Here is a 24,810-nt window from a genome sequence, read left to right as displayed (position 1 = left end):
ACAACAGAGGAGATAGCAGAGTGAGATTTCATCGATTTGCAGCCGCCGTGGTGCTTGCCAGTTCCTGTTCCGCGTGGGCCCAGTCGGGCGTCACGCTCTACGGCGTGGTCGATGCGAGCATCGAGTACGTGAGCCATGCCGGCGCCGTGCCGACGGCCGCCAACGGGTTCAACCCCGGCCCCGCGCATGACGTGGTGCGGCTGACATCGGGCGGCATGTCGGGGTCGCGCTGGGGCCTGCGCGGCGTCGAGGATCTCGGCGGCGGCACGCAGGCGCTCGGCAACAGCTATGTGCTCGGCAACGGCGCCACGTCGATGGTCGGCGTTGCGCTCGGCATGCGGCACAAGTTCTGATGCTTACGGCTTGCTGACAGCGGCGCGCGCTGTCAGCGGCCTGCCTGCCGCGCATGTCCGTTGCCGCACTTGCGCGCATGCGCGCCGCTGCCAGTGCCGTCGCAGTCTCCTTCACGCATCATCTACGTGTTTTCCCCGGTGCGAAGGCCTGTCCCGTGTAAGAAGCAGGTAAGGGGCAGGCCTTACCTTATCGTCACGGACCGGGGCTGAGACCACCGCGCATGCGCTGCTGGCGCATGCACGGTCAGCCCACGGCAAGGCCGTAGCACGATTGGCAGGAGACACAGATGAACGAAGAACTGGTCGCAAGACTGAAGGCCAACCCGACGTATCGCGAACTTGTGCAGAAGCGCTCGCGGCTCGGCTGGGCGCTGACCGCGGTGATGCTCGTGATCTACTACGGGTATGTACTTTTGATCGCCTTCGACAAGGACCTGCTCGCCACGAAGACAGGCGCGGGCGTGATGACATGGGGCATGCCGATCGGCCTGTTCGTGATTATCTTCACCGTGGTCATCACCGGTCTCTATGTTCGCCATGCCAACCACGCCTATGACGAACTGACCGAGCAGATCAAGCGGGAGGTGGCATGAAAGCGAACCACGCAATCCTCGCCAGCGGCACGCTGCTGCTTTCGACGGCCGCGCTGGCGGCAGGGGGCGACCTTGGGCAGGCGGTCAAGCAGCCGACCAACTGGACCGCCATCGGCATGTTCGTGCTGTTCGTGATCGGCACGTTGTTCATCACCAAGTGGGCGGCCAAGCGGACCACGTCGGCCGCGGCGTTCTACACGGGCGGCGGCGGCATCACGGGCTTCCAGAACGGCCTGGCGATTGCCGGGGACTTCATGTCCGCGGCTTCGTTCCTGGGCATCTCGGCGGCGGTCTATGCCAACGGCTATGACGGCCTGATCTATTCCATCGGCTTCCTGGTGGGCTGGCCGGTCATCACGTTCCTGATGGCCGAACGGCTGCGCAACCTTGGCCGCTTCACCTTTGCCGACGTCGCCGCGTACCGCTTCAAGCAGGGACCGATCCGCGCCTTCGCGGCATCGGGCACGCTGGTGGTGGTGGCGTTCTACCTGATCGCGCAGATGGTCGGCGCGGGCCAGCTCATCAAGCTGCTGTTCGGCCTGGAGTACTGGGTCGCGGTGGTGATCGTCGGCGCGCTGATGATGGTGTACGTGCTGTTCGGCGGCATGACCGCCACCACGTGGGTGCAGATCATCAAGGCGTGCCTGCTGCTTGGCGGCGCCACGTTCATGGCCTTCATGGTGCTGGCCCAGTATCACTTCAGCCCCGAGGCGCTGTTTGCCAAGGCGGTAGAAGTCCATGCCAAGAAGGACTCGATCATGAGCCCGGGCAACTTCATCAAGGACCCGATCTCGGCGATCTCGTTCGGCATCGCGCTGATGTTCGGCACGGCCGGCCTGCCGCACATCCTGATGCGCTTCTTCACCGTGCCCAACGCCAAGGAAGCGCGCAAGTCGGTGTTCTGGGCGACCACGTGGATCGGCTACTTCTACATCCTCACGTTCATCATCGGCTTTGGCGCGATCGTGCTGGTCGGGACCAACCCGAGCTTCCAGGATGGCAGCGGCAAGCTGCTTGGCGGCGTCAACATGGCGGCGGTGCACCTGGCCAGCGCGGTGGGCGGCAACGTGTTCCTCGGCTTCATCTCGGCCGTGGCGTTCGCGACGATCCTGGCGGTCGTGGCTGGTCTCACGCTCGCCGGCGCGTCGGCCGTGTCGCACGACCTGTACCAGACCGTCTTCAAGCACGGCAAGGCAACCAGCGCCGAGGAACTGCGCGTGTCGAAGATCACGACGATCGTGCTGGGTATTGTTGCGGTGGTGCTGGGCATCGTGTTCGAGAAGCAGAACATCGCGTTCATGGTGTCGCTGGCGTTCGCCGTCGCGGCCTCGGCGAATTTCCCGGTGCTGTTCATGTCGGTGCTGTGGAAGGGCTGCACCACGCGCGGTGCGACGATCGGCGGCTTCCTCGGCCTGCTGTCGGCAGTCGTGCTGACCGTCCTGTCGCAGGCTGTCTGGGTAGACGTGTTCCACTTCAAGGATGCGCCGTTCCCCTACACCTCTCCGGCGCTGTTCTCGATGACGATCGGCTTTGTCGGCATCTGGATCTTCTCGCTGACGGACAGTTCCACGCGCGCTCGCGTGGACAAGGCGGGCTTCGAGGCGCAGGAGCTGCGTTCGGAGACCGGGATTGGCGCAGTGGAAGGAGCGTCTCACTGACAATTCCGGGATAACGGGGCGAGGATCGCGCTTGCCCTAACGCTTTCATCATGGCGCGCGCCGGCTCAATGCGCGGGCCTTCTTCTTGGCACCAGCATCTGCGCTGTTGATGTCGTCCCACCTGCCGACTACTGAGCCGCGCAGCAGCCGTAGGCGATGATGCGATGGCGTTCGCAGTGTCGGGCCACGGACAGTTTCGGGGCTGGTTCAATCATTGCCGGAGAGCCTGCAGGCGGACGCGCTCCACGCGGCAGGCAGCCGGGCATTCTCTGAAGTTCATACCCGTACGAAATTCTTCGCACACTACGATCAATATTCGTCCGCTAGGACAAGTAAACGCGCTTCTTTGCCTACTTTCTTGTCGCTCGGACAAGAAAGTAGGTCGCCGGCTACGCCGGCGAAACAGCAGCGCATGCCAAGCACGCCGCCCCCGCAATTTTCCGAATAACCTTTCTCTTTTGCGTAGACGGCACTGGGGTGCCAATGCGCAGGCCACGGCGCCAGGCAGTATCGCGATCGGCACCCATTCGGCAGCACGGCGCGCAGCACCTACGGCGCGAGCGTGGCTGCTGGCTTCCACTGGTAAGCCCGCTCATGCATCGGTCCGCACGCACATAAGGTGTGCGCGGCGCGGGGCGTCTGCTATCTTGGTTCGAGGATCAGCAACGTCCCGCCGTCGGCTGCATCGAGCAATGCGGGCGCTGGCCCCGCGCGCAACCGACGACGCCGGTGGTCACTTCTGCAGACAGCACAGGCCCCTCAGGGGCCTGCGTTGCCGGAGGCAACCGACCATGAAGCCCCAACCCTTCGCAGTGACTCCCGATGCGCATGCGCGCGCGCTCAACGTGGTCGGAGAGAAGATCACGGTGCTGGCGCCAAACACCGCCACGCAAGGCTATGAGGTCTTCCTGCAACAGGGCGAAGAGGGCAGCGGACCGCCGCCGCACTGCCACGACTGGGACGAGTCGTTCTACATCACGCGCGGCACCATCGACATCGGCTACGACGACCAGGTCATCACTGCCACGCCCGGCACGTTCGTGCATGTGCCTGCCGGCACCATGCATCACTTCAGATTTGGCGTCGGCGGCGGCGAGATGATCTCCGTCACCAGCCAGGGCGGCATGGCTTCCCGCCTGTTCACCCGGATCGATGAGGAGATCCCGCCCGGCCCGCCCGATATCGCCAGGCTGCTCGAGGTCGCGAGCGAGTGCGGCGTGACGGTCGCGGCCGGCGATTCACCGCACGCCTGAGCCCCCGGCCGTGACGACCGGCACGGCCTGAGTCCGGCCGCGGGTCTTGCCGGCTCGACGCGTTCCGCCACCCCCGGTAATAATCGCGGCATCGCCAAACTTCGGGGGTGGTGCGATGTGGCCTGTGCTGGCATGCAAGCGGATGCTGCTGTCGTCGATCGGGAATCTGCCTGGCAACTCAGGGCTGGCGGCAGTGGCCGTGACGATCGCCGCGCTGCTGTCGACGGCAGCGGGCGCCGCGGACTTCGGCAGCAAGGGCGGCCCCGAACCTGCCAATCTCGTGGAAATCGCCGATGCCCTGCGCGCCGATCCCTATGACCTCGAGCTGTTGATCAGCTTCGGTACTTCCAAGGGCGGCTCCGCTGGCCATATTGCCCTGGCCATTCGCGACCAGGTCCCCGGCGATGATGTCGTCTATTCGGCCAACTTCTATGCCGACCGCGACGCCAAGCACGCGGCGGGCCATTACACCGATGACCTGATGGTCGCCATCCCGAAGCAGGAATACCTGTTCAGGACGGTCTCCTCGGTGGCGCCGACGGCCTCGTTCGGCCTGGACTTCGGCGAGATCTACAAGCGCTCGGTGATTGGCGTGCGCGTGCACGGCGTGCCCGCGAGCGACAAGGCCGCGCTGGCTGCCTACTTCCGGCGCATCAATGACGATTACCACGGGCGCGCCCGGAACACCGAGTATCACCGGGGCGAGATCCGGTATGACTACTTGCGCCTGAATTGCGCCAAGACCACTGGCGCGGCATTCCGGTATGGCGCCGGCTACAAGGACCTGGCGGTGACGAGCGCCAGGATCCTGTCCGGACGCCGGGTGGTCGCCGCCGCCAACGCCAACGTTCCGACCGAGATGGCGATGAAGCTCATCCGCGAGTGGGGCGCGCGCGGCTACGGCATGGATGTCGTGCTGTACAAGAAGTATGGCGGATCGACCTATGTGGACCCGCTGGAGGAAGACCAGGTCGCCTTCAAGGATTTGCCCAATCGCTTTCCTTCGGTCCTGTCGCTGGATTTCCGCCGGGAGCAGGGCGCCTACAAGGACTTCGACAACCTCTATGCCATGTATCTGCTCTACAACCTGGGCCGGTACAGCGTGCGCGTCGACGAGCAGACGTTGCGGCTCGAAATCGAGAAAGAGAAGGTCCCGATGGCCTATGCCGAGGCCGCCGAGCTTGCCAACCGTAACGCCAGGTCGGACAGCCGGAATTTCCGGCGCGGCGTTCTGTTCCACCCGCTGGGTACCAGGGTGGGGGAGACGCCGGACAACACGCATCTTTACGATTATTCGGCGCGGGATGAAAAAGTGGGGAAGACCGCGCCATAGCGCCTGGACGCCGCGCAGCCGCCCCGCGCCGTGAAATACCGCGACATCTTTTCCACGGCGACAGGCGCGGGATGTCCTCCTATAGTTCGGTCCGTTGCCGCCGCACTGGCCGGCCGAAACCGAAACTGAAGGACCTGACATGACCTCACGCTTTCCCCGCCTGCTTGCCGCCGCCACCGGTGCGCTGATCGTCCTGGCCAGCACCCCGGCGTTGGCCGGGTGGTCCGGCCACGGAACGGCCTACACGCCGCGCGGCACCTACAACGGCGCGCACTTCGGCTCCTGCGGTGGCGGCAGCTGCTCGCATGCCGGTGGCGTGGTCGGCCCTTACGGCGGCCTGGCCACCAACACCGGCACCGTGACTCGCAACGCGCCGGGGCAGTTCTCGAACAGCGGCACCGCGACCGGCCCGAACGGCCGCTCGGTGCAGCACGATGGCAATACCAGTTGCGCCGGCGGCACGTGCTCGCACACCGGCAGCCTTACCGGGCCGGACGGGCAAACCGCCAATACCGCAGGATCGGTGACGCGCGAAGGTGCTGGCCAGTACGCCTCGTCAGGCACCGTGACTGGCGCGAACGGCAACACCGTGGGCCACTCGGCCTCGACGACCTGCGCCGTCGCGACCTGTGCGCGCTCGGGCACGGTCACCGGTGCGGATGGCGGCACAGTTACGCACGCCGGCAGCGCGACCAGCGTAGCGCCGGGCGTCGTGACCACGGGCGGCGGCAGCACCGTCGTCCACGGCAGCACGGCCGTTGCCACGGGCACCGTGACGACAGGCACTGCGGTCGTGGCCGTGGCTACGCCGCCGGTGGTTGTCCCGCCGCCACCGGCCACGGTCTATATCCCGCCCTCCCCGCCCTCACCGGCCACCGTCTATGTCGCGCCTCCGCCCGCAAAGGTGGTAGTCGCAGTGCCGCCGCCCCCGACGACGGTTGTCGTTGGCGCGGCTCCGCTGCCGCGCACCGTGTATGTCGCGCCTCGCACGGTGTATGTGGCACGCCCGCCGAGGGCCGCGGTCATGGTGCCGGGCCACTGGGCCGGCGGCATGTGGGTGCCCGCGCACATCGTGTAACGGATACCTCGCGCAGCGTCCTGCTCGACGGCGTGCGCCGGCTATACCACGGAGAACGATGATGGCAGTGCCCGTCTTGTGTATTGTTTCTCCAGGACGCCGTGGGGCGAGGCCTATGCCGGAGAACCCGCCATGGAGCAGGTGAACAGGATTATCGTGCTCGACGACGAAGCCGAGCTGCGCAATATGCTGCAACGCTTCCTGACCGGGCACGGATTCCGCGTGCGCGCGGTCGCCGACGGCAAGCAGCTCGACCGCCACCTGCACCGGGAGCCCTATGACCTGCTCGTGCTGGACCTGATGATGGAGCCCGAGGACGGCCTCGCCATCTGCCGCCGCCTGCGCGCCGAAGGGCAGACGCTGCCGATCCTGATGCTGACCGCCAAGGGCGATCCGATGGACCGCGTGGCGGGCCTGGAAACCGGCGCCGACGACTACCTTGCCAAGCCCTTCGTGCCCGATGAACTGGTGGCGCGCGTGCGCGCGCTGCTGCGTCGCCAGAAAATGGCCGCGGGCGATCCGACCGTGACCTCGCAAACGCTGCGCTTCGGCGATTTCACTTTCTATGTCGGCAAGCAGACGCTGATGCGGCGCGGCGAGCCGGTGGAGGTGCATTCCGCGCAGATGCTGTTGCTGCACGCGCTGGGCTCTTCACCCAACCGCGCCGTGAGCCGCGACAACCTGCTCGCGCGCGCACGCGGACGCGATCACGATGCGCTCGATCGCAGCATCGACGTGCAGATCCTGCGGCTGCGCCAGATCGTCGAGGACGATCCGTCCAAGCCGCGCTTTATCAAGACCGTGTGGGGCGTCGGCTACATGCTGGTGGCCGGCGTCGAGTCGTGATGCGCATCGGGGTGCCGCGCTCGCTGCTCGCGCGCAATATCGCGCTGCTGGTCGTGCTGGTGGCGATCACGCAGGCCTGTTCCCTGAGCGTGCTGCTGCATTTCGTGCAGCGGCCCCGCATCGAGCGCGCAGCCATTATTTTTTCCGACTACGTGAAGATGCTCGACGGCGTGCTGGGCGCCATGCCGGCAGGCACGGGCGGTGCGGTGGCGCAGCGGCTCGGCGCGCAATTGCAGGACCCCGAACAGGCTCCGCCGCGGGCGGACCCGAACGTGCTGCTGCTGTTCCGCACTTACCAGCGCGACGTGTTCCTGGAGGCCCTGCAGCGCCACCTGCCGCCCGACATGCCAGTGCGATGGCAGTCCGGCGATGACGAACGGCTATGGATCCGGTTGCATGTGGCGGACCTCCCGCGCTGGGTCGCCATGCCGATGACCGAGGATGCGCGCGCGGGCGGCATCGCCACGGCACTGGTGTTGTCGACCGCGCTGGCCTTGCTGGCCGCGTTGACCGGCTACCTGATCCAGCTTCACCTGAACCGTCCGCTGCGGGACCTGGCGCAGGCCGCGCGCCACATCTGCGCGGGCGAATCACCGCCGCCGCTGCCGACGGATGGCCCCACGGAAATCGCCCAGGTCAGCAGCGCCTTCAACCAGATGACGCAGGCGCTGCAGCAGGCCGAGCAGACGCGCGCGCTGATGCTCGCCGGGGTCTCGCACGATATCCGCACGCCGCTGACCAAGCTGCGACTGGCGATGGCCATGTCGATCCCGCGTGGCGCCGATGAGGACTTCGTGGCATCGGCCGAAGGCTATCTCGATCACATCGAGACCATCCTGCAGCAGTTCATGGACTATGCGGGCAGCGGCGAGAAAGAGCTGCCGCAGCCCGGGGATCTCAACGCGCTGGTCGGCCAGCTCGCGTCGGACTTCGCCGGGCTCGGCCATGCGTTCGCGCTCTCGCTCGGCGATCTGCCGCCGGTTCCGTACCGGCCCGTCAGCCTGCTGCGCCTGCTGATGAACCTGATGCAGAACGCGGTCGTCTACGGCAAGACCGGCCTCGGCGTGCGCACGTGGCGCGACGGCCAACACGCTTGCATTGCCGTGTGCGATCGCGGCACCGGCATCACGGCGGCGGAGTTGGAGCAGCTCAAGGCGCCGTTCAGCCGCGGCGCCAATGCGCGCAGCCACTCGGGCGGCACCGGCCTTGGCCTGGCGATCGTCGATCGCATTGCGCGCCTGCACGGCGGCTCGCTGCAGTTCCGCGCGCGCGATGGCGGCGGCCTGGAGGCCGTGGTGACGCTGCCGTTGCACACGCCAGGCGTTTAGCGCATCGGCGCACGTCATGGCGCCACGCCGTGACATCGCGCGAAATAATTGCCGCATGGCGCTTTGCAGAGGGAATTTCCATACTTTGGTCACCGAGACGCAACGCACCGCAACAACTCGCGATGACAGCGTTCCCGACCACTGAATGGCACCCGCCCCCGACAAAGGACCTGATATGCGTACCCCCTTCCAAGCTCTCGCCCTGAACACCAAGCGCCTGGCCGTTGCCGCCGTTGCTGCAAGCGCGATGCTTGCCGCCGGCTGCGCCAGCGCCGGCGTGACCGGCATCCAGCAAACCGGCCTGATGCAGCCGGTGCACGCGGACGTCATCTATGTGCATGCGTTCAAGGCCGAGGCGGGGCAAGTGAAGCTGGACGGTGGTTTCGCGCAGAAGCTGAAGACGATGGCCTCCGGGGGCGCGTCCGCCAGCACGCAGTCCGGCACGGCCGCGGAAGCCAGCGAACACGTGGCGGACGAGATCGTGCGCCAGTTGCAAGCCGAGGGGCTGCATGCCGTGCGTGCCGATGGCCCGGCCCCGGCCAATGCCAGCGCGTTGATCGTCGATGGCGATTTCAGCAAGATCGATGAAGGCTCCAGCCGCCGTCGCCTGCTGATTGGCCTGGGCGCCGGCAAGAGCGAAGTCGGCGTTGCCGTGCGGATCTCGTACAAGCCCGCCAACGGTGCGCCGGTGCCGCTGCAAAGCTTCGTTGCGACGGCCGACAGCGGCCATATGCCCGGTGTTGCCGAGACCGCCGGCGTGGGGGCGGCGGCTGGCCACATTGCCACGGCCGCCGCGGCCGGCACGGGCGCGCACGGCGTGTCCGAAGCGAAGCGCGACAGCATCTACGCCGACGCCACGCGACTGGCGGGTTCGATCGCCAGGCAGGTAACGGCCGCGAGCACGGAAGAGGGCTGGCTCTCGGTCGCTGCGGGCAACTGAGCGTGGTTCGAGTGCCTGGTGGGGAGCTCGCGTGAATGGGTGCCCGGCGAGGCACTCCAACGGCTGCTGAAAGCGCATGCGGCGATTTGTGACTAAGCTGGTAGTGGCTGTCCGGTTGCACCGGCAGTTCGCCCTTCCGTACGCAAGGAGATCACCATGAAGACAAAAAAAGCGCTACCCGCGCTGTTGCTGATCGCTGGCGTCCTCACGGCTTCCGCCAGCTTTGCCCAGCACAAGGGCAAGTCGAAGATGGCCGAGCCCGCTGCGCCGGCCTCTGCCGCTGCCACGTCGCCCTATATGCAGGTCCAGGAATGGAAGAAGGGCGATCGCCTGCCCACCGAGTTCCGCGACCGCCAGTATGTGATCGATGACTGGAAGCAATACAGCCTGCCGGCGCCGCGCAAGGGCACGCACTGGGTCGGGGTCGGTGCGAACTATTACCTGGTGGCGCCCAATGGCGTGATCCAGCAGGTGGGCGCCGGAACCTGACGCGGATCGCGTCCACTTCATCCTCCCGCAACAAAGAAACCGCCCGCGCGGGCTGACCTGCGCGGGCGGCGTTTCCTTGTGGTGCGGACAGCGTCAGATGCCGAGGATCTTCTTCGCCTCGAGCAGCGACTTCATGGCGTCATCATGCTGGCCGGCCTTGTGGTAGGCCTCGCCTTCGGCGCGCAGCTTCTGCACGCGTGCGGCGTCTTCCGGCGACAGCGCGGGCTTGGTCGAGAGCTTGGCGTCGATCGCCTTCATCTCGTTGGGACAGTTATGGGCCAGGGCAACGGTGCTGGCGCCAGCCAGCAGGATTGCCGCGAGGACAGAAAGAGTCTTGCGCACGTTCCCTCCCGTTCATGAGGTTGGGAAATCCAGCATAGTCGATGCGCGATGGCGGCGCCCGGGATCCTGCTGCGAAGGTGCCCCGGCAGGCATTCCGGTGTTATGTTCGAGGTACCGCACTGGCTGGCATCGTCCCGACCGTCCTGACCGCGCATGGAATTCACCGCCGAGCACTACTCCCTGGCCTTGCTGTGCGCCGCCATCCTGACCGTGACGGTGGTGGCCATCCACTATGAAGCGCTGCGGCTGTTCTCGGCGCTGCACCCCAGTCGCTGGAGCGGGCGCGTCAATATCGGCGTGCTGATCATGTGCATCATCGTGGTCCACTGCCTGGAGGCCATGGTCTTTGCGCTGGGGTTCTGGATATGCGACCACGGTCTTGGCCTGGGCGGCCTGACCGGCAGCCGCGAGATCACGCCGGTGATCTATGTCTACTTCGCCCTGGAGACCTACACCACGCAGAGCCTGGGCGATATCTACCCGGTCGGCGCGAGCCGCCTGATCGCCAGTATCGAACCGCTGGTCGGCCTGATCCTGATCGGCTGGTCGACGTCATTCACCTACGTGATGATGCGACGCGACTGGCAGTTCGATGAGAAGGTACACGCGGAGAGGCGCTCGGAGCAGTAGCGTCCCGGGCTGGGCGATACTACGTGCCGCGAGCCACGCATAACAAAGGAGAACCTGTCATGCAGAGTCGATTCAAACGGATGTTCCGCCTTGCCGCAATCCTTGCGCTTGGCACCGTGTGCAGCGCCCACGCGCAGCGGCAGGACGGCAAGGACGCCGCCGCCGCGGCCATCGGGAATGCGGTACAGGAAGGTTCGTCGCCGTACCGGCCCGAATCCCGCAGCGAATCGCTCGCCGCCGAATGCCGCGAACTGGCGGCGCAGATTGGCGGGGCACCCAAACGCGAGTACCAGGTCGGTGGTCAGTCCATTGAAACCGCCCAGGGCAGGGTAGTGCCCGAACTCGAAAGGGAACGACCCAAGAAGGAACTGCAGGAGACCTATCGGACCAAGTGTACGGATTGAGGGCTGGATTGCGCCCTGGCTGAAAGACGGAGGAGGGGAACAGGATAAGTAGAACAAGCGTTTCATGGTAATCCATGATGGAACATACGTTGCTAAACACCTAGCATCCCATCACCTCGACGGCGCCCCCAACATCGCCATTCAAAGGAGCCACCATGCATCCCATGAAACTCACCTGCCTGAGCCTGGCCATGGCCGGCACCCTGGTCGCCGGCGCCGCGCAGGCCGTCGACGTAGCCGGCAGCCCCACGCTGAGCAAGGTAAAGGCGTCCGGCACCATCTCGATCGGCCACCGTACGTCGTCGATCCCTTTCTCGTACTACGACAGCAACCAGAAGGTGATCGGCTTTTCGCAGGATCTCTGCGACCGCGTGGTGAACGAGGTGAAGAAGGAGACCGGCGTGGCCAACCTGCAGGTCCGCATGGTGCCGGTCACGTCGCAGAACCGCATCTCGCTCGTGCAGAACGGCACGGTGGACCTGGAGTGCGGCGTGACCACCAACCTGAAGTCGCGGCAGGAGCAGGTGGCGTTCTCGACCACGTTCTTCGTGGCCGGCACGCGGCTGCTGGTGAAGAAGGGCAGCCCGGTGCATGACTTCTCCGACCTGTCTGGCAAGGCGGTGGTCACCAATGCGGGGACGACTTCCGAGCGCATCCTGCGCAAGCTGAACGACGAGAAGCACGCCAATATCACGATCCAGAGCGCCAAGGACTATGGCGAATCGTTCCTGATCCTGCAGTCGGGACGCGTGGCCGCGTTCATGATGGACGACGTGCTGCTGTCCGGTGCCCGCACGCTCGCGCCGAATCCGGGCGACTGGGTGGTGGTCGGCACGCCGCAATCGTTCGAAGCCTACGGTTTCATGATGCGCAAGGACGATCCCGGCTTCAAGCAGCTGGTCGACGGCGTGCTGACCGGCCTGATGAAGAGCGGCGAGATCAATGCCCTTTACGACAAGTGGTTCCTCAAGCCCGTGCCACCCAAGAACATCAACTTCGAGTTCCCGATGAGCGAGCCGGTGAAGAAGGCCTACGCCAACCCGAACGACCACGCGTTCGAGTAGCCGGTGGTCAGCCGCGGTCAGCCGGCACGTAGGCGCCGGCGCGGTGCAGTTCGCCTTCTGCCTGTTCCAGCGCACGGATGGCGCCCTTGCCTTTACGTGCAAGGAGTTGCTCGACCAGGGCTTCGACCGTGGCGATGCCGGCCGTGATCGACGGGAAGAACGACGGGCTTTCCACCGAGAACAGCAGCGTGCAATCGGCGGCCAGCGCAATCGGGGCGACCGAGCTGTCGGTCAGGGCCACGACCTTGCAGCCGGCCTCGCGCGCCGCGCTGGCCACGCGGATGATCTCCTGCGAATACGGCGCAAAGCTGACCACCAGCACGGCGTCGCGCGGGCCGAAGGCGCGCAGCTCCATCTCCAGGCTGCCCGCATCGCCGCGCACCAGTTGCACGGTGCTGCGGAACAGCCGGTAGACGTAGTGGAAGGTGTACGCGATCGGGAAGCATGAACGGAACCCCGCCACATGCACGCAGGCCGCGGCCGACAGCAGTTCCGCGGCGGTCTGCAGGGCTTTCTCGTTGCCGGCGCCGATCTGGTCGAGATTGTTGTGCTGGGCTTCGAGCATCTCGCCGAGCATGCGGCTGGTGCCGCCGTCCTTCACCACCTGGCGGGCCCGGCGCGCGTAGGGCTGCGCGCCGCCGCGCAGGGCGTCGACAAACAGTTCGCGCAGGCCCTGCCAGCCTTCGAAGCCCAGATGCTGCGACAGCCGCACCAGCGTGGCCGGCTGCACCCCCGCACTGACGGCGATCTTGCGCATCGACAGCACCGGCACATCCTGGGGATGGTCCAGCAGGTAGCGCGCGCCACTCTGGAACTGCACGCTCAGCGTCGGATAGCTCGCGCGCAGCCGGGCTTCCAGGGCGTCCAGGTCTTCTGGCGGGGTGATGCTGGTGGACGACATTGAAGCTCCGGATCAAGGTTGTAACGATTGTTGCACAGCCGGGCGCGGCACGGCATCCCCCGGATGTGTGATGCGGCCTGCGCATTGGCCGACGACGGGCGTCCCGGCGCGCTTCCGACCCTGTGATCCATCCGATTCCCGTGACTATATTTATGCAACATATGTTGCAATTCGCGGCGCCTTCTCCTTATACTTGGGCACCGCGTTGCCGCGCTGGCTGTATATCGACCATCGGGTCCGGAAGCTGTAAGCCGGCGGCGCGCTGCCCGATTCCCGTTGCCTATTCCTCTTCTCATTGCAGGAACGATCGCCATGACCCACGTCTTTCATCGCAATCCCCGCCAGGCCCTGCCGGTCGCGGTCGCCGGCCACGGCATCGAGCTGGTTGACAGCGAAGGCCGGCGCTACCTCGACGCGTCGGGCGGCGCGGCGGTGTCGTCGCTGGGCCATGGCCATCCGCGCGTGATCGCGGCAATCAAGTCGCAGCTCGACACCATTGCCTACGCCCATACCTCGTTCTTCACCACTGAGGTGTCCGAGACGCTGGCGCAGACGCTGGCGGAGGCCGCGCCCGGCGACCTCGATCATGTCTATTTCGTCTCGGGCGGTTCCGAGGCGGTCGAGGCCGCGCTCAAGCTCGCCCGGCAGTACTTTGTCGAGCTGGGGCAGGGCAGCCGCCGCCATTTCATTGCGCGGCGCCAGAGTTACCACGGCAACACGCTCGGCGCGCTGGCCATCGGCGGCAACGCCTGGCGTCGCGAGCCGTTTCTGCCGCTGCTGGTGCCGGCCCATCATGTGTCGCCCTGCTACGCCTATCGCGACCAGGCGGCCGGCGAGACCGATGTCCAGTACGCGCAACGGCTGGCCGACGAACTCGAGGCCAAGATCCTGGAGCTCGGGCCCGAGAACGTGGCGGCCTTTGTCGCGGAGACCGTGGTCGGTGCCACGGCCGGCGCCGTGCCGCCGGTGGCGGACTACCTGAAGCGCATCCGCGCCGTGTGCGACAAGTACGGCGTGCTGCTGATCCTGGACGAGGTCATGTCCGGCATGGGCCGCACCGGCTATCTCTTCGCTTGCGAGGAGGATGGCGTGGTGCCCGACATCGTCACCATCGCCAAGGGCCTCGGCGGCGGCTACCAGCCGATCGGCGCGATGATCTCCACGCGCCGCATCTACGACACCATCGTCGGCGGCAGCGGCTTCTTCCAGCACGGGCACACCTATATCGGCCATGCCACGGCGTGCGCCGCCGCGCTGGCCGTCCAGCGCACCATTGCCGAAGACAAGCTGCTGGCCAATGTGCGCGAGCGCGGCGAGCAACTGCGCGCGCGCCTGCGCGAGGTGTTCGGCAACCACCCGAACGTGGGCGACATCCGCGGGCGCGGCCTGTTCGTCGGCGTGGAATTCGTCGCCGATCGCGACAGCAAGGCGACGCTCGACCCCCAGCTCAAGACCCACGCGAAGCTGAAGGCCGCGGCGGTCAGGAACGGCTTGCTGGTCTATCCGATGGGCGGCACCGTCGACGGCGTACACGGCGACCACGTGCTGTTCGCACCGCCGTTCATCTGCACGGCGAAGGACATCGACAATATCGTCGAACGCTTTACCGGCGCGGTCGCGGCTGTCTTGCCGGCATAACCCCAGTCGATCGTGGGGTTGCGGTTGCCTGCGCAATCTGTCTTGTCGCTGCAACGCCGCGGTCCCGACATAGTAATTTCTTTGACCCGTGTAAAAGCGTGGCTTACACTTCGCGCCATAGCGCTGGAAATAGGTCATCCAGCACATAATATGCATCGGAGCGCGGCATGGGACATAGAAGCCCGGCAGTGCGACACGACAGCAGGGTCAAGCGTTTCGGGCTGTCGTTTCGGGTCATTGGGGTAAGCAGGTCTGGGATTGCCGGCGTGCCATGCCGGCATGCGCGCGCGCGTTCGCGCCGCGCCAGGCCGACACGCGGGTTTACGCTGATCGAGCTGATGATCACGGTGGCGATCATCGGGATCCTGGCGTCGATCGCAATTCCTTCCTACACGCAGTACGTCGTGCGCTCGAACCGGGCTGCAGCGGCAGCGCTGATGCTTGAAATTTCCGGCGCACAGGAGCGGTTCCTGCTGGACAACCGCGCCTATGCGGCCAACATGACTACGCTCGGGTATACCACGCTGCCGCCCGAAGTCGCTTCCAAGTACACCGTGACGATCACCCCCGTCGCGGGTCCCCCTCCTGGTTACCGCATCGACGCGGCGCCTCAGGGCGCCCAGTTGAGCGCTGACACGGCCTGCGGCACGCTGACGCTGACCAATGCCGGCGTCAAGTCAGCCTCGGGCAGCGGCACCACCTGCTGGAAGTGACCATGTCCGCCAGAGTCTCGCCTGTGGCGCCGCGCACTTCGTGCAATCCGTTCATTTCCCGCGCGGCTCGCCAGCGCCCGGCGCGTGGCGGCTTCACGCTCGTCGAGCTGATCGCCGTCGTCACCGTGCTGGGCATCGTCGCGTTCATGGCGGCGCCTTCGTTTCAGTCGATGATCGCGATGCAGCGCGTCCGCGGCGCGGCGCTTGACGTGTCGTCTGCGCTGGTGCTGGCGCGCAGCGAGGCCGTCAAGCGCAATGCCACCGTCAGCATGGCGGCGACCGGCGCCGCGTGGACCGGCGGCTGGATCGTCGCGGTCGGCGCCGAGACCGTGCGCAGCTTCGGCCCGTACAACGGGCTCACCATTGCCGCCAGCGCGGGCAACACGCTGAGCGTGGGCAACGACGGCCGCCTCACGGGCGGCGGCACGCAGACCTTCCAGGTAGCGCCATCGAGCGGGGCCACCAGCGCCTCAACCGTATGCGTCCAGATCAGCCAGACCGGCCGGGTCGCATCGTCCGCAGGAGCTTGTTCATGAGGCGTTTCCCCACGCGGGCATCGAGCGCGCGCAAGGCCCGGCAGCGGGGCTTCCTGCTGATCGAAGTCCTGGTCGCGCTCGTCATCCTGCTGGTCGCCCTGATGGGAACGGCGGGGCTGGTCGCGCGCTCCAGCCAGTCCGAGATGGAGTCCTACCAGCGCGTCCAGGCGCTTGCCCTGCTGCAGGACATGGCCACGCGGATCAATGCCAACCGGCAGATCGCCACCTGCTATTCGAATGGCGCCACCGGCATGAGCCTGGGCACTGGCGCTGTAGCCCCCGCGGCTTGCACGCAGGGCACGGCGGCGCAACAGGCCATGGCCACCAGCGACCTGGCGGCCTGGAATACGGCATTGCTTGGCAGCGCCGAAGCGCGGGTCAGTGCAAGTGGTGCGCAGGCCGTCGGCGCCATGATCGGCGCGCGCGGCTGCATCGAGAACGTGGATGTGGCCAACCAGATCTATCGCGTCACGGTCGCGTGGCAAGGCTTTACGCAGACGGTTGCGCCGTCCTTGCCTTGCGGACAGGGACAGTATGGCAATGACGCGAATCGCCGCGCGGTCAGCACGCAAGTCAGGATCGGAGTGTTGTCATGACCAGGGCGCGCCGCAGGCTCTTGCTGCGCCAGCAAGGCGTCTCGCTGGTCGAGTTGATGATCGGCATTACGCTGGGCCTGCTGCTGCTGACGGCGCTGGCCGGCCTTTACTACGCCAACAGCGTCAACCGGTCCGAACTGGTCAAGTCGAGCGAGCAGATCGAGAACGGGCGCTATGCCCTGGACCTGATCCGTCGTGACGTCGAGCTCGCGGGCTTTTTCGGTACGGGCGGCATTACCAAGGGCGCCACGCCGGCGCAACCGCAACCGGCACCATGCGAAACCTCGGTCGCCGCGCTGGGCTTCTCCACGTCGCCTTCTGTCACGTTTCCGCTCCCCGTGATGGGGTACGCGCCCGGAACCGCCGTGCCCTGCATTGCGGACCTCGCGCCAGCCTCCGAGATTGTGGTGATGCGCCGTGTTTCGACGTCGGTAGCTGCCGCGGCAGCCGTCGGGGTGCCGTATATACAAGTGTCTTCCTGCCCTGACGATGGCGCGCTCTTCGTGTTCGATGCCAGTGCCGCCGCCTTCACCATGCGCACCAAGGCCTGCGACCCGACCGTGCGCGCGCCGTTGCGCCAGGCCATGGTGCGCATCTTCTACCTGTCGGCGTGCGACCTGTGCGCCAATGGCGGCGACGGCATCCCAACGCTGAAGATGGCCGAACTTGTCAACGGTGCCTTCCAGACCCAGTCGCTCGCGCAGGGCATCCAGGACATGCACGTGCAGTATGGCGTGGACCTCGACAACAACGGCTCCGCGGATTGCTACGTCGACGATCCGGGGGTGAACAATGCCGCGGCCTGCCCGAGTGTGCCTGGCTATGACTGGAGTGTTGCCCTGACCAACTGGTCCAATGTCACCACGCTGCGGACCAGCGTGCTGGCGCGCAACATCCAGGCGTCGAACGGCCAGGTGGACAACCGCACGTACGACCTGGGCCGCGCGGCAGCAAGCGGGCCTTTCAATGACCGCTACAAGCGCCACGTGTACTCGGCGATTGCGCGGGTGGTCAATGTGGCCGGCGCACGGGAGCAATAAGTGAAATTCTTTCGCCGCAGCCAGTCCGGGGTGACGCTGATCGTCACGCTGATTTTCCTGGCGATGTTCATGCTGATCACGCTGGCTGTCGTCAATTCGGGCCTGACCAATGTCAAGGTGGCCGCCAACCAGCAGCATACGGTGGAGGCGCGCAATGCCGCGCAGCAGGCCGTGGAGCAGGTGATCAGCCAGGACTTTACGGCCGCCCCGGCATCCGCGGCCGCTGCAGTGTCCGTCGACGTGAACGCCGATGGCAAGGCTGACTACACCGCCCAGGTTGCCGCGCCGGCGTGTATCTCGGCCCTGCCGATCAAGAACACGCAACTGAACCTGAACGACCCCAACGATGTTTCCTGCTTCGTCGGTTCGGGCAGCCAGAACACCGGCATCATCACCGGTTCGACCAGCGGCGCGGGGAGTTCCCTGTGTGAATCGACGCAATGGGATGTCGCGTCCACGGTGAACGATGCCGGCGTGACCAATGCCGCCGTGACGGTTCACCAGGGCATCGGCGTACGCGTGCCGGCACCGGCGGTATGCCCTTGACGGACCGAATGCAACGACTGGCGCGATCGCGTTTCTCCGACGCCCGCGCCGGGACCACCATCCAAGACCCAGGATCCAGCATGTCAAATCAGGCTCCTCGTTTCCGTCGCTATGCGGCATGCGCGCTCACCTTGCTGAGCCTTGCCTGCGTCCGCAGCGCACTGGCCGAAGACATCGACCTGTTCACCGGCTTGCAGACCAGTACGACTGGCAAGCCCAACGTTCTGATCATCCTGGATAACGCTGCGGCCTGGGACGCGAACGTTACGGTCAACTGCAAGTCTCCCGGCTATGTCGCGCCCGGCAATGCCACCAGCAATGTTGGCGCCGAACAGTGTGCGTTGCACGCGGCTGTGTCGACTCTGGCGCAGAATCCTGCCATGGCCGGCAACATGAATATGGGGCTGATGATGTTCGACCCCAAGAGCGATGGCGGACGGTTCAGGTTCCAGGCGGCGACACCGCCGAGCCCGCCGCCGGCTCCGGCGCTGCCGCTGATGGATGCCACGGGAACGGCCAACTTCCTGGCCTATCTCAAGACGATTGATCGCCTGAACGACAAGGCTAACAACTCCCAGGTCGGTGGCGCCATGCAGGAGGCATGGGCATTCTTTTCCGGCAAGACCGGCCTGTCGACTACGAGCTATGCCAACAGATCGCCAATCACCGATCCATGCCAGCGGAATTTTGTCATCTACATCGCCAATGCGATGGGCAATGGCAAGCCCCAAGACGGCGGAAAGGTGGACGCCACGATTCTGGCAGCGGCCGGTGCAAGCACGGCACAGCAAAAGCAAATCACGATCCCTGGTCCCTATACGAAGTACCAAAGCAACTGGGGCGACGAGTGGGCCCGATTCATGTACCAGACTGACGTGAACGGGAGCCTGGCGAACAACCAGAACGTCATTACCTACACGATCGCCGTGACCGACGGCAACAACCCGGACTATGTTTCGTTCACCCAGAGCATGGCCAGCAACGGTGGCGGCAAGTCATATGTCGTCAAGCAAGGTGACATCGATGCCATGACCAACGCCCTGCTGGAAATCTTCAGCGAAATGCAGGCGGTCAACAACGTGTTCGCCTCGGTCAGCCTGCCAGTCAGCGTGAACAGCCAGGGCACCTACCTGAACCAGGTCTATATCGGCATGTTCCGCCCGGATGCCACGGCGGCACCGCGCTGGATCGGCAACCTGAAGCAGTACAAGCTCGGCTATGACACCAACAACCAGATCGTGATGCTGGATTCGAGCCCCGCGGGCCCGAACCAGCAGAGCGCCATCAGCAACGCCGGCACCGGCTTCATTTCGCCGAACGCCAAGAGCTACTGGAGTGCCGAGCCGCCACTCACGTTCAGCACTTCAGGCTATGGCAAGACCGGGATCACAAACTGGCCATCGACCGGCTTCTGGGTGAACAGTCCGTCCGGCAACTCGCAGGCGCTCGATCTGGCGGACGGCGAAGTCGTTGAAAAGGGCGGCGCCGGCGAAATGCAGCGCGCACAGTACCTGACCGACCAGAGCGGCCGCCGTCTTCTGACCTGCGCCAGCGGGGCATGCGCCGCTGGCACGGCGCTGGCCTCGTTCGACACCGGCAACAGCTGGCTGATCGGCACCAACGGCCAGACGGCACTCAAGTCCTCCGCCGCGGACGTCAACAACATGATCAACTGGGTGCGCGGAACGGACGTTTATGCGGCCCTCTCGGCGGCATCGGGTTCGTCAGGCAATGGCAAGGGCTCGAGCGGCTCGAGTACGACCATCGTGGCAGGGCCGGAGGCCGAAGTCGGTCCTGGCGGCCTGGTTACGGTGCGCCCGTCGATCCACGGCGATGTGCTGCATTCGCGTCCGGTGGTGGTGAACTACGGCGGCTCCACCGGTATCGTGGTGTTTTACGGCTCCAACGACGGCGTATTCCGCGCGATCAACGGAAACCAGTCGAGCGGCATCAACGGCGTGCGGCCCGGTGGCGAGCTGTGGGGATTCGTGCCCCCCGAGTTCTATAGCAAGCTTGGCCGGATCTATACCAATTTCCCCGCCATCAAGCTGCCCGGATCCACCTACGGTACGCCGCGCGACTACTTCTTTGACGGCACCACGACGCTCTACCAGGACATGCGCGATCCGAAGAATCCGCGCGTGATCCTGTACATCACCGCGCGGCGCGGCGGCTCCTTGCTGTACGCAATGGATGTGACCGACCCGGTCAACCCGAAGTACCTCTGGTCCGTGACGAATGCACAGATTCCGGAACTGGGCCAGACCTGGTCGCAGCCGCGCGTGGTGCTGGTGAAAGGGAACACGAATCCGGTACTGGTCATGGGCGCCGGCTACGACACCGCCGAAGACAGCGACCCGTCGTCCGGGTCGAACACGGTCGGACGCGGTGTGGTGGTGCTGGATGCCATCAAGGGCACGGTTGTGCAGGCATGGCTGGCGAATTGCGGCGGTCTGGGCAGCAGCGTTTGCTCAACCCCGACAGGCCTGAGCCGCGCCATTCCTTCCGACGTGGCCGCCGTCGATCGCAATGGCGACGGCTATGTCGACAAAGCCTATGTCGGCGATGTCGGCGGCAATGTCTGGCGCGTCGATTTCGAGACCAGCAAGGGTTCGGCGACCTCCAACTGGACCATGGGCATGCTGGCGGCGCTGGGCGGCGCGGCCAATACCAACGATGCGCGCAAGTTCCTCTACGCCCCCGACGTAGTGTCTACCGGAACCTACGATGCCATCGCGATGGGCACCGGTGACCGCGAGCATCCGCTCTACTCAGCGTCGACGGCAGCGGGCACGGCCTACAACGTGGTCAACCGGTTCTATGTGATCAAGGACACGGTTGTCACGGGTGGTTTGCCGGCGACATGGACGCCGTTGACGGAAGCGATCCTGTTCAATGCGACCGCCACGCAGTATGTGGACACGACCAGTGGCAAGGGCTTCTACATCACGCTGGGCCGGGGCGAGAAGATCGTGAACGCACCGCTGACGGTGTCGGGCTATACGTACTTCGGCACCAATACGCCCTCGGTGCCCACGCCGGGCGCGTGCTATCCGGACCTGGGCATTGCCCGCGGATATTCCGTGTCGTTCCTGACCGGGCTGGGCCAGAACGCCAACCGCTACGTCACCTTCGACGGCGGCGGCCTGCCGCCTTCTCCGGTGTTCGGCATTGTCTCGGTCACCGACGGCTCCGGTGTGACGAGCAATGTCGGCGTCCTGATCGGCGGTGGCAACCAGACGGGCCCTGGGGGTGGCAACAATACGTCGCCGCTGGGCGGACAGAAGGTCGTGCCCACGGGTGTGGGCAAGCGCAAGCGGCTCTACTGGTACTCGCAGATCGACCAATAAGGTCGGGCCCGAAGGCGTCGCTGGCGACGTCTTCGGGCCCCTGTCACAATACGGGCTTCGTCGTCGCTGCAAGACATTGGCGTTTCTCGTGTTCCTCAAATCCCTGATTTCGGTCCTGGTGTTGCTGGCTGTGACGTCCCCTGCCCGTTCGGCCGGGGGAGGGGGAGCGAGCGCGAGTGCGCCTGCGGCGGCCTCCGCCGTTCAGGCGCCACGACCGACCCGATCCGACCAGTATTCCCTGCGTCCCAACCGTGACGACCGGGCACAAAGCGGCTTTGGCCTGAAGCTGAGGCCATCCGGCGCGGCCCAGGAAGACGGCGCGCGCGGGCCGGGCATGTACAGTCCTTCAAGGTAACGCGGTTCCCCTGAAGCCGCCGCGCCGATACCCGGCATCGCTGGCGGCTTTGCGCTACGCTTGGCATCACTTGCCCACCGCAGGAATGCCCATGCCCGCCAGCCCAAGCCGCCACACGTCCGACCAGTCCGCCCCCGTCGCCCGCCCCACCGTCCGCCACCTGCGCGCCTCACGCATCCGCGAAGTCGCCAATGCCGGCATCGGCCTGCCTGACGTGCTGCCATTCTGGTTCGGCGAATCCGACCAGGCCACGCCGGCCTTCGTCCGCGATGCGGCTGCGCGCGCACTGGGTGGTGGCGCCACGTTCTATACCCACAATCTCGGCATCGCGCCGCTGCGCAGTGCGCTGGCCGACTATGTCGGCGCGCTGCATGGCGCGACGGGCATCGACAACGTGGCCGTGACGAGCGCAGGCGTCAATGGCCTGATGCTGGCCGCGCAACTGGTCGCCGGCCCTGGCGACCGCGTCGTGGCGGTGACGCCGCTGTGGCCCAACCTTGTGGAGATTCCCAAGATCCTCGGCGCCTCGGTCGAGACCGTCTCGCTCGACTATGGCGCGCACGGCTGGACGCTCGACGTCGACAAGCTGCTGGCCGCGCTGACGCCCGGCACGCGCGCGCTGATGGTCAACTCGCCCAACAACCCGACCGGCTGGGTGATGTCGCGCGCGGCACAGCGTACCGTGCTGGACCACTGCCGCCGGCATGGCATCTGGATCATCGCCGACGAGGTCTACGAACGCCTGTACTACGGCGACGAGCCCGGCGGCGGCGAGAGCCGCACCGCGCCGTCGTTCCTGGATATTGCCTCGCGCGAGGAACGCGTCATCTGCGTCAATTCATTCTCCAAGGCCTGGCTCATGACCGGCTGGCGGCTTGGCTGGATGGTGCTGCCATCATCGATGATCGACGATCTCGGCAAGCTGATCGAGTACAACACCTCGTGCGCGCCATCGTTCGTGCAGGAGGCCGGCGTGGCGGCGGTGCGCGACGGCGAGCCCTTCACGCGCGACCTGGTGCAGCGGCTGCGCAATGCGCGCGACCATCTGGTCGGCGCGCTCTCCGCCTTGCCGGGCGTGGATGCACAGGCGCCCGATGGCGCGATGTACGTGTTCTTCCGCCTGGCCGGCGCCGCTGACAGCCTGGCCCTGTGCAAGCAGCTCGTGCGCGAGGCAGGACTGGGCCTGGCACCGGGCAGTGCGTTTGGCGACGAAGGCGAGGGCTTCGTGCGCTGGTGCTATGCCTGTGATCCGGCCCGGCTCGACGAGGGCGTGCGGCGGCTGCGCGGGTTCCTCGGGCGCTGAGCGAGCCAAGCCCTTATTGCATGACCGGCGCCGCCGCAGCGGCGGCGCTGGCCTGCGCTTCTTCCTCCCACCAGCCACCACCCAGCGCCTGAAGCAACGCGGCGGAATCCGCAAGCCGGCTTGCAGTCGCCTGCGCCAGGTCCAGCGAGGCCTGCCGCGACTGGCGCTCCGCATCTAGCAGCGTGAGCTGGCTGACGCCGCCCAACCGGTATTGCTCCGAGACGATGGCCAGCGTGGCGCGCGCCTCGCGCGCATTGTCGGCGCGCGCGCGCAGCGTGACAGCGTCGGCTTCCAGCGCGCGCAGTGAATCGGCCACGTTCTGCAGGCCCTGCAGCACGGCCTGGCGATAGGCCGCCAGCGACTGCTCATAGGCGGCTTCGGATGCACGCTTGCGCGCCAGCAGTTCGCCACCGTGGAACACGGGCTGCACCAGTCCTGCGGCCAGGCTCCAGACATTGAAACTGTCGAACACGTTGCGCGCCGTGGTGGATTGCCAGCCGCCGCTGGCGCTGAGCGTGATCTGCGGGTAGAGATTGGCCGTGGCCACGCCGATATTGGCCGAGGCCTGGTGCAGCAGCGCCTCGGCCGCGCGGATATCCGGGCGGCGGCGCGCGAGCGTGGAGGGCAGGCTGACCGGCAGCGTATCGGGCAGCTGCAGGTCCTCCAGCCTGAACTCGGGCAACTGCGCCGCGGCGGGGGTCTGGCCCGTGTAGACCGCAAGCTGGTGGCGCGTGGCTTCGATCTGCTGCGCGAGCCCCGGGATCAGTGCCTGTGTCTGCGCGTATTCGGCGCGCTGGCGCTGCACGTCGACGCGCGCGATGCCGCCGGTGCGCAGCCGGTCCTCGGCAATCGCTACCTCGCGCTGCTGCGCCTCGGCAATCGCCACGGTCTCGGCCAGCTGCGCGCGCAGGCCCGCTTCGCGAATCGCGGCGGTGGCGACGTTGGCGGCGAGCGCCAGGCGCGCGGCCTCGAACTCGTAGCGCTGGTAATCCACGGCGGCCTGCAGGCCTTCCAGCTCGCGCCGCTGGCCGCCGAACAGGTCCAGCACGTATGAGACCTGCACCGTCGCGCCGTACAGCGTGAACGGCCCGGGACTCGGGATCGCCGTGATGCCGAGCGATTGGAAATTGACCTGCTGGCGCGTGGTGTTGAGGTTCGCGTCCACCGTCGGCCAGCGCGTGGCGCCGGTGCGCGCCGTCAGGTTCTCTTGTGCCTCGCGCAGCTTCGCCTGCGCCTGCGCCAGCGTGGGGCTGCCGTCGAGCGCGGCGCGGATGGTCGCATCGAGCGCAGGGCTGCGGAACAGCGCCCACCATTGCGCGGGCACATCGGTGCCGGCAGCGAATGACTGCGAGTGGCCGTGCGGCAAATTGCCCGGCATGTCGGCGGCAACAGTGGCCTGCGGCTGCGGGCCGGCCACATAGCCGGTGTCAGCGGGCGGCACCGGCGTGCGGAAATCGGGCCCGACCGCGCACGCCGCGAGCAGAAGGCAGGCAAGAAGCGGAACAGGTGAACGCATCGCGT

23 protein-coding genes and 1 pseudogene are annotated in these 24,810 nt (G+C 66.2%); 21 read left to right on the top strand and 3 right to left on the bottom strand.

Annotated features, from left to right (window positions below):
• Positions 1-20: 20 nt before the first annotated feature.
• From AC3FKH_RS00875 to AC3FKH_RS00830, 10 genes and pseudogenes are all read left to right on the top strand, one after another.
• Positions 21-305, top strand: a pseudogene (locus AC3FKH_RS00875) (porin); the annotation flags it as partial.
• A 335-nt stretch (positions 306-640) separates the two neighbouring features.
• Positions 641-946, top strand: a complete 306-nt coding sequence (locus AC3FKH_RS00870; protein WP_483710370.1) for a DUF485 domain-containing protein — start codon at positions 641-643, stop codon at positions 944-946.
• Complete coding sequence (locus AC3FKH_RS00865; RefSeq protein ID WP_488672153.1) at positions 943-2,604, top strand: cation acetate symporter; 1,662 nt, start codon at positions 943-945, stop codon at positions 2,602-2,604. The genes AC3FKH_RS00870 and AC3FKH_RS00865 overlap by 4 nt, the downstream gene beginning before the upstream one ends.
• Positions 2,605-3,395: 791 nt before the next feature.
• On the top strand, positions 3,396-3,857 hold the full coding sequence (locus AC3FKH_RS00860) for a cupin domain-containing protein (protein WP_488672151.1): 462 nt from the start codon (positions 3,396-3,398) through the stop codon (positions 3,855-3,857).
• Positions 3,858-3,972: 115 nt separating this feature from the next.
• Positions 3,973-5,190, top strand: a complete 1,218-nt coding sequence (locus tag AC3FKH_RS00855; protein WP_488672150.1) for a hypothetical protein — start codon at positions 3,973-3,975, stop codon at positions 5,188-5,190.
• 139 nt (positions 5,191-5,329) lie between these two features.
• Positions 5,330-6,268, top strand: coding sequence for a hypothetical protein (locus AC3FKH_RS00850; protein WP_488672148.1), 939 nt, complete (start codon positions 5,330-5,332; stop codon positions 6,266-6,268).
• Positions 6,269-6,400: 132 nt separating this feature from the next.
• Positions 6,401-7,114, top strand: a complete 714-nt coding sequence (locus AC3FKH_RS00845; RefSeq protein WP_488672146.1) for a response regulator — start codon at positions 6,401-6,403, stop codon at positions 7,112-7,114.
• Positions 7,114-8,442, top strand: coding sequence for an ATP-binding protein (locus AC3FKH_RS00840; RefSeq protein WP_488672865.1), 1,329 nt, complete (start codon positions 7,114-7,116; stop codon positions 8,440-8,442). Before AC3FKH_RS00845 ends, AC3FKH_RS00840 begins: the two co-directional genes overlap by 1 nt.
• 175 nt (positions 8,443-8,617) lie before the next feature.
• Complete coding sequence (locus AC3FKH_RS00835) at positions 8,618-9,382, top strand: DUF4410 domain-containing protein (protein WP_488672144.1); 765 nt, start codon at positions 8,618-8,620, stop codon at positions 9,380-9,382.
• 156 nt (positions 9,383-9,538) lie between these two features.
• Entirely contained in the window at positions 9,539-9,871 is a 333-nt protein-coding gene (locus tag AC3FKH_RS00830; protein ID WP_488672142.1) for an RcnB family protein, read from the top strand.
• A 93-nt stretch (positions 9,872-9,964) separates the two neighbouring features.
• Here the strand turns inward: AC3FKH_RS00830 and AC3FKH_RS00825 are convergent, their stop codons facing one another.
• Positions 9,965-10,213: a hypothetical protein gene (locus AC3FKH_RS00825; RefSeq protein WP_483710378.1), complete on the bottom strand. Its 249-nt coding sequence runs from the start codon at positions 10,211-10,213 to the stop codon at positions 9,965-9,967.
• A gap of 153 nt (positions 10,214-10,366) precedes the next feature.
• On the opposite strand from AC3FKH_RS00825, the gene AC3FKH_RS00820 reads away from it, so the two are divergent.
• From AC3FKH_RS00820 to AC3FKH_RS00810, 3 genes are all read left to right on the top strand, one after another.
• A complete protein-coding gene (locus AC3FKH_RS00820) occupies positions 10,367-10,843 on the top strand; it encodes an ion channel (RefSeq protein ID WP_488672140.1) in 477 nt (158 codons plus the stop codon).
• A gap of 59 nt (positions 10,844-10,902) precedes the next feature.
• Entirely contained in the window at positions 10,903-11,247 is a 345-nt protein-coding gene (locus AC3FKH_RS00815) for a hypothetical protein (protein WP_488672138.1), read from the top strand.
• 164 nt (positions 11,248-11,411) lie between these two features.
• On the top strand, positions 11,412-12,311 hold the full coding sequence (locus tag AC3FKH_RS00810) for a glutamate/aspartate ABC transporter substrate-binding protein (RefSeq protein WP_488672863.1): 900 nt from the start codon (positions 11,412-11,414) through the stop codon (positions 12,309-12,311).
• Between the two features lie 7 nt (positions 12,312-12,318).
• Here AC3FKH_RS00810 and AC3FKH_RS00805 read toward each other — a convergent pair whose 3' ends face one another.
• Entirely contained in the window at positions 12,319-13,212 is an 894-nt protein-coding gene (locus AC3FKH_RS00805) for a MurR/RpiR family transcriptional regulator (protein ID WP_488672137.1), read from the bottom strand.
• Positions 13,213-13,524: 312 nt separating this feature from the next.
• Here AC3FKH_RS00805 and AC3FKH_RS00800 point away from each other — a divergent pair, with 312 nt between their 5' ends.
• The 8 genes from AC3FKH_RS00800 (at position 13,525) to AC3FKH_RS00765 (ending at position 23,289) form a co-directional block, all read left to right on the top strand.
• Complete coding sequence (locus AC3FKH_RS00800) at positions 13,525-14,850, top strand: aspartate aminotransferase family protein (RefSeq protein ID WP_488672136.1); 1,326 nt, start codon at positions 13,525-13,527, stop codon at positions 14,848-14,850.
• Between the two features lie 167 nt (positions 14,851-15,017).
• Positions 15,018-15,563, top strand: a complete 546-nt coding sequence (locus AC3FKH_RS00795) for a type IV pilin protein (protein ID WP_488672134.1) — start codon at positions 15,018-15,020, stop codon at positions 15,561-15,563.
• A 2-nt stretch (positions 15,564-15,565) separates the two neighbouring features.
• Positions 15,566-16,099: a GspH/FimT family pseudopilin gene (locus AC3FKH_RS00790; RefSeq protein ID WP_488672132.1), complete on the top strand. Its 534-nt coding sequence runs from the start codon at positions 15,566-15,568 to the stop codon at positions 16,097-16,099.
• Positions 16,096-16,695, top strand: a complete 600-nt coding sequence (pilV, locus tag AC3FKH_RS00785; RefSeq protein WP_488672130.1) for a type IV pilus modification protein PilV — start codon at positions 16,096-16,098, stop codon at positions 16,693-16,695. The genes AC3FKH_RS00790 and pilV overlap by 4 nt, the downstream gene beginning before the upstream one ends.
• Positions 16,692-17,735 (top strand): PilW family protein, encoded by a 1,044-nt coding sequence (locus AC3FKH_RS00780; protein WP_488672128.1) that lies wholly within the window; start codon positions 16,692-16,694, stop codon positions 17,733-17,735. Before pilV ends, AC3FKH_RS00780 begins: the two co-directional genes overlap by 4 nt.
• On the top strand, positions 17,736-18,281 hold the full coding sequence (locus tag AC3FKH_RS00775; RefSeq protein ID WP_488672126.1) for a pilus assembly PilX N-terminal domain-containing protein: 546 nt from the start codon (positions 17,736-17,738) through the stop codon (positions 18,279-18,281).
• An 80-nt stretch (positions 18,282-18,361) separates the two neighbouring features.
• Entirely contained in the window at positions 18,362-21,631 is a 3,270-nt protein-coding gene (locus tag AC3FKH_RS00770) for a pilus assembly protein (RefSeq protein WP_488672124.1), read from the top strand.
• Between the two features lie 446 nt (positions 21,632-22,077).
• On the top strand, positions 22,078-23,289 hold the full coding sequence (locus AC3FKH_RS00765; RefSeq protein WP_488672122.1) for a pyridoxal phosphate-dependent aminotransferase: 1,212 nt from the start codon (positions 22,078-22,080) through the stop codon (positions 23,287-23,289).
• 13 nt (positions 23,290-23,302) lie between these two features.
• On the opposite strand, the gene AC3FKH_RS00760 is transcribed toward AC3FKH_RS00765, so the two are convergent.
• Positions 23,303-24,805 (bottom strand): efflux transporter outer membrane subunit, encoded by a 1,503-nt coding sequence (locus tag AC3FKH_RS00760; protein WP_488672121.1) that lies wholly within the window; start codon positions 24,803-24,805, stop codon positions 23,303-23,305.
• Positions 24,806-24,810: the final 5 nt, after the last annotated feature.

Source organism: Cupriavidus sp. 21MJTG02-4 (assembly GCF_057798975.1).
This window is presented reverse-complemented; position numbering and strand designations above follow the sequence as displayed.

What these genes read in the sequence shown, in the direction of transcription:
- AC3FKH_RS00810 (WP_488672863.1), top strand. Translation starts at nt 11,412, where the DNA reads ATGAAACTCACCTGCCTGAGCCTGGCCATGGCCGGCACCCTGGTCGCC.
- AC3FKH_RS00770 (WP_488672124.1), top strand. Translation starts at nt 18,362, where the DNA reads ATGTCAAATCAGGCTCCTCGTTTCCGTCGCTATGCGGCATGCGCGCTC.
- AC3FKH_RS00795 (WP_488672134.1), top strand. Translation starts at nt 15,018, where the DNA reads ATGGGACATAGAAGCCCGGCAGTGCGACACGACAGCAGGGTCAAGCGT.
- AC3FKH_RS00815 (WP_488672138.1), top strand. Translation starts at nt 10,903, where the DNA reads ATGCAGAGTCGATTCAAACGGATGTTCCGCCTTGCCGCAATCCTTGCG.
- AC3FKH_RS00780 (WP_488672128.1), top strand. Translation starts at nt 16,692, where the DNA reads ATGACCAGGGCGCGCCGCAGGCTCTTGCTGCGCCAGCAAGGCGTCTCG.
- pilV (WP_488672130.1), top strand. Translation starts at nt 16,096, where the DNA reads ATGAGGCGTTTCCCCACGCGGGCATCGAGCGCGCGCAAGGCCCGGCAG.
- AC3FKH_RS00845 (WP_488672146.1), top strand. Translation starts at nt 6,401, where the DNA reads ATGGAGCAGGTGAACAGGATTATCGTGCTCGACGACGAAGCCGAGCTG.
- AC3FKH_RS00860 (WP_488672151.1), top strand. Translation starts at nt 3,396, where the DNA reads ATGAAGCCCCAACCCTTCGCAGTGACTCCCGATGCGCATGCGCGCGCG.
- AC3FKH_RS00855 (WP_488672150.1), top strand. Translation starts at nt 3,973, where the DNA reads ATGTGGCCTGTGCTGGCATGCAAGCGGATGCTGCTGTCGTCGATCGGG.
- AC3FKH_RS00865 (WP_488672153.1), top strand. Translation starts at nt 943, where the DNA reads ATGAAAGCGAACCACGCAATCCTCGCCAGCGGCACGCTGCTGCTTTCG.
- AC3FKH_RS00850 (WP_488672148.1), top strand. Translation starts at nt 5,330, where the DNA reads ATGACCTCACGCTTTCCCCGCCTGCTTGCCGCCGCCACCGGTGCGCTG.
- AC3FKH_RS00830 (WP_488672142.1), top strand. Translation starts at nt 9,539, where the DNA reads ATGAAGACAAAAAAAGCGCTACCCGCGCTGTTGCTGATCGCTGGCGTC.
- AC3FKH_RS00835 (WP_488672144.1), top strand. Translation starts at nt 8,618, where the DNA reads ATGCGTACCCCCTTCCAAGCTCTCGCCCTGAACACCAAGCGCCTGGCC.
- AC3FKH_RS00760 (WP_488672121.1), bottom strand. Translation starts at nt 24,805, where the DNA reads ATGCGTTCACCTGTTCCGCTTCTTGCCTGCCTTCTGCTCGCGGCGTGC.
- AC3FKH_RS00765 (WP_488672122.1), top strand. Translation starts at nt 22,078, where the DNA reads ATGCCCGCCAGCCCAAGCCGCCACACGTCCGACCAGTCCGCCCCCGTC.
- AC3FKH_RS00820 (WP_488672140.1), top strand. Translation starts at nt 10,367, where the DNA reads ATGGAATTCACCGCCGAGCACTACTCCCTGGCCTTGCTGTGCGCCGCC.
- AC3FKH_RS00805 (WP_488672137.1), bottom strand. Translation starts at nt 13,212, where the DNA reads ATGTCGTCCACCAGCATCACCCCGCCAGAAGACCTGGACGCCCTGGAA.
- AC3FKH_RS00870 (WP_483710370.1), top strand. Translation starts at nt 641, where the DNA reads ATGAACGAAGAACTGGTCGCAAGACTGAAGGCCAACCCGACGTATCGC.
- AC3FKH_RS00800 (WP_488672136.1), top strand. Translation starts at nt 13,525, where the DNA reads ATGACCCACGTCTTTCATCGCAATCCCCGCCAGGCCCTGCCGGTCGCG.
- AC3FKH_RS00840 (WP_488672865.1), top strand. Translation starts at nt 7,114, where the DNA reads ATGCGCATCGGGGTGCCGCGCTCGCTGCTCGCGCGCAATATCGCGCTG.
- AC3FKH_RS00790 (WP_488672132.1), top strand. Translation starts at nt 15,566, where the DNA reads ATGTCCGCCAGAGTCTCGCCTGTGGCGCCGCGCACTTCGTGCAATCCG.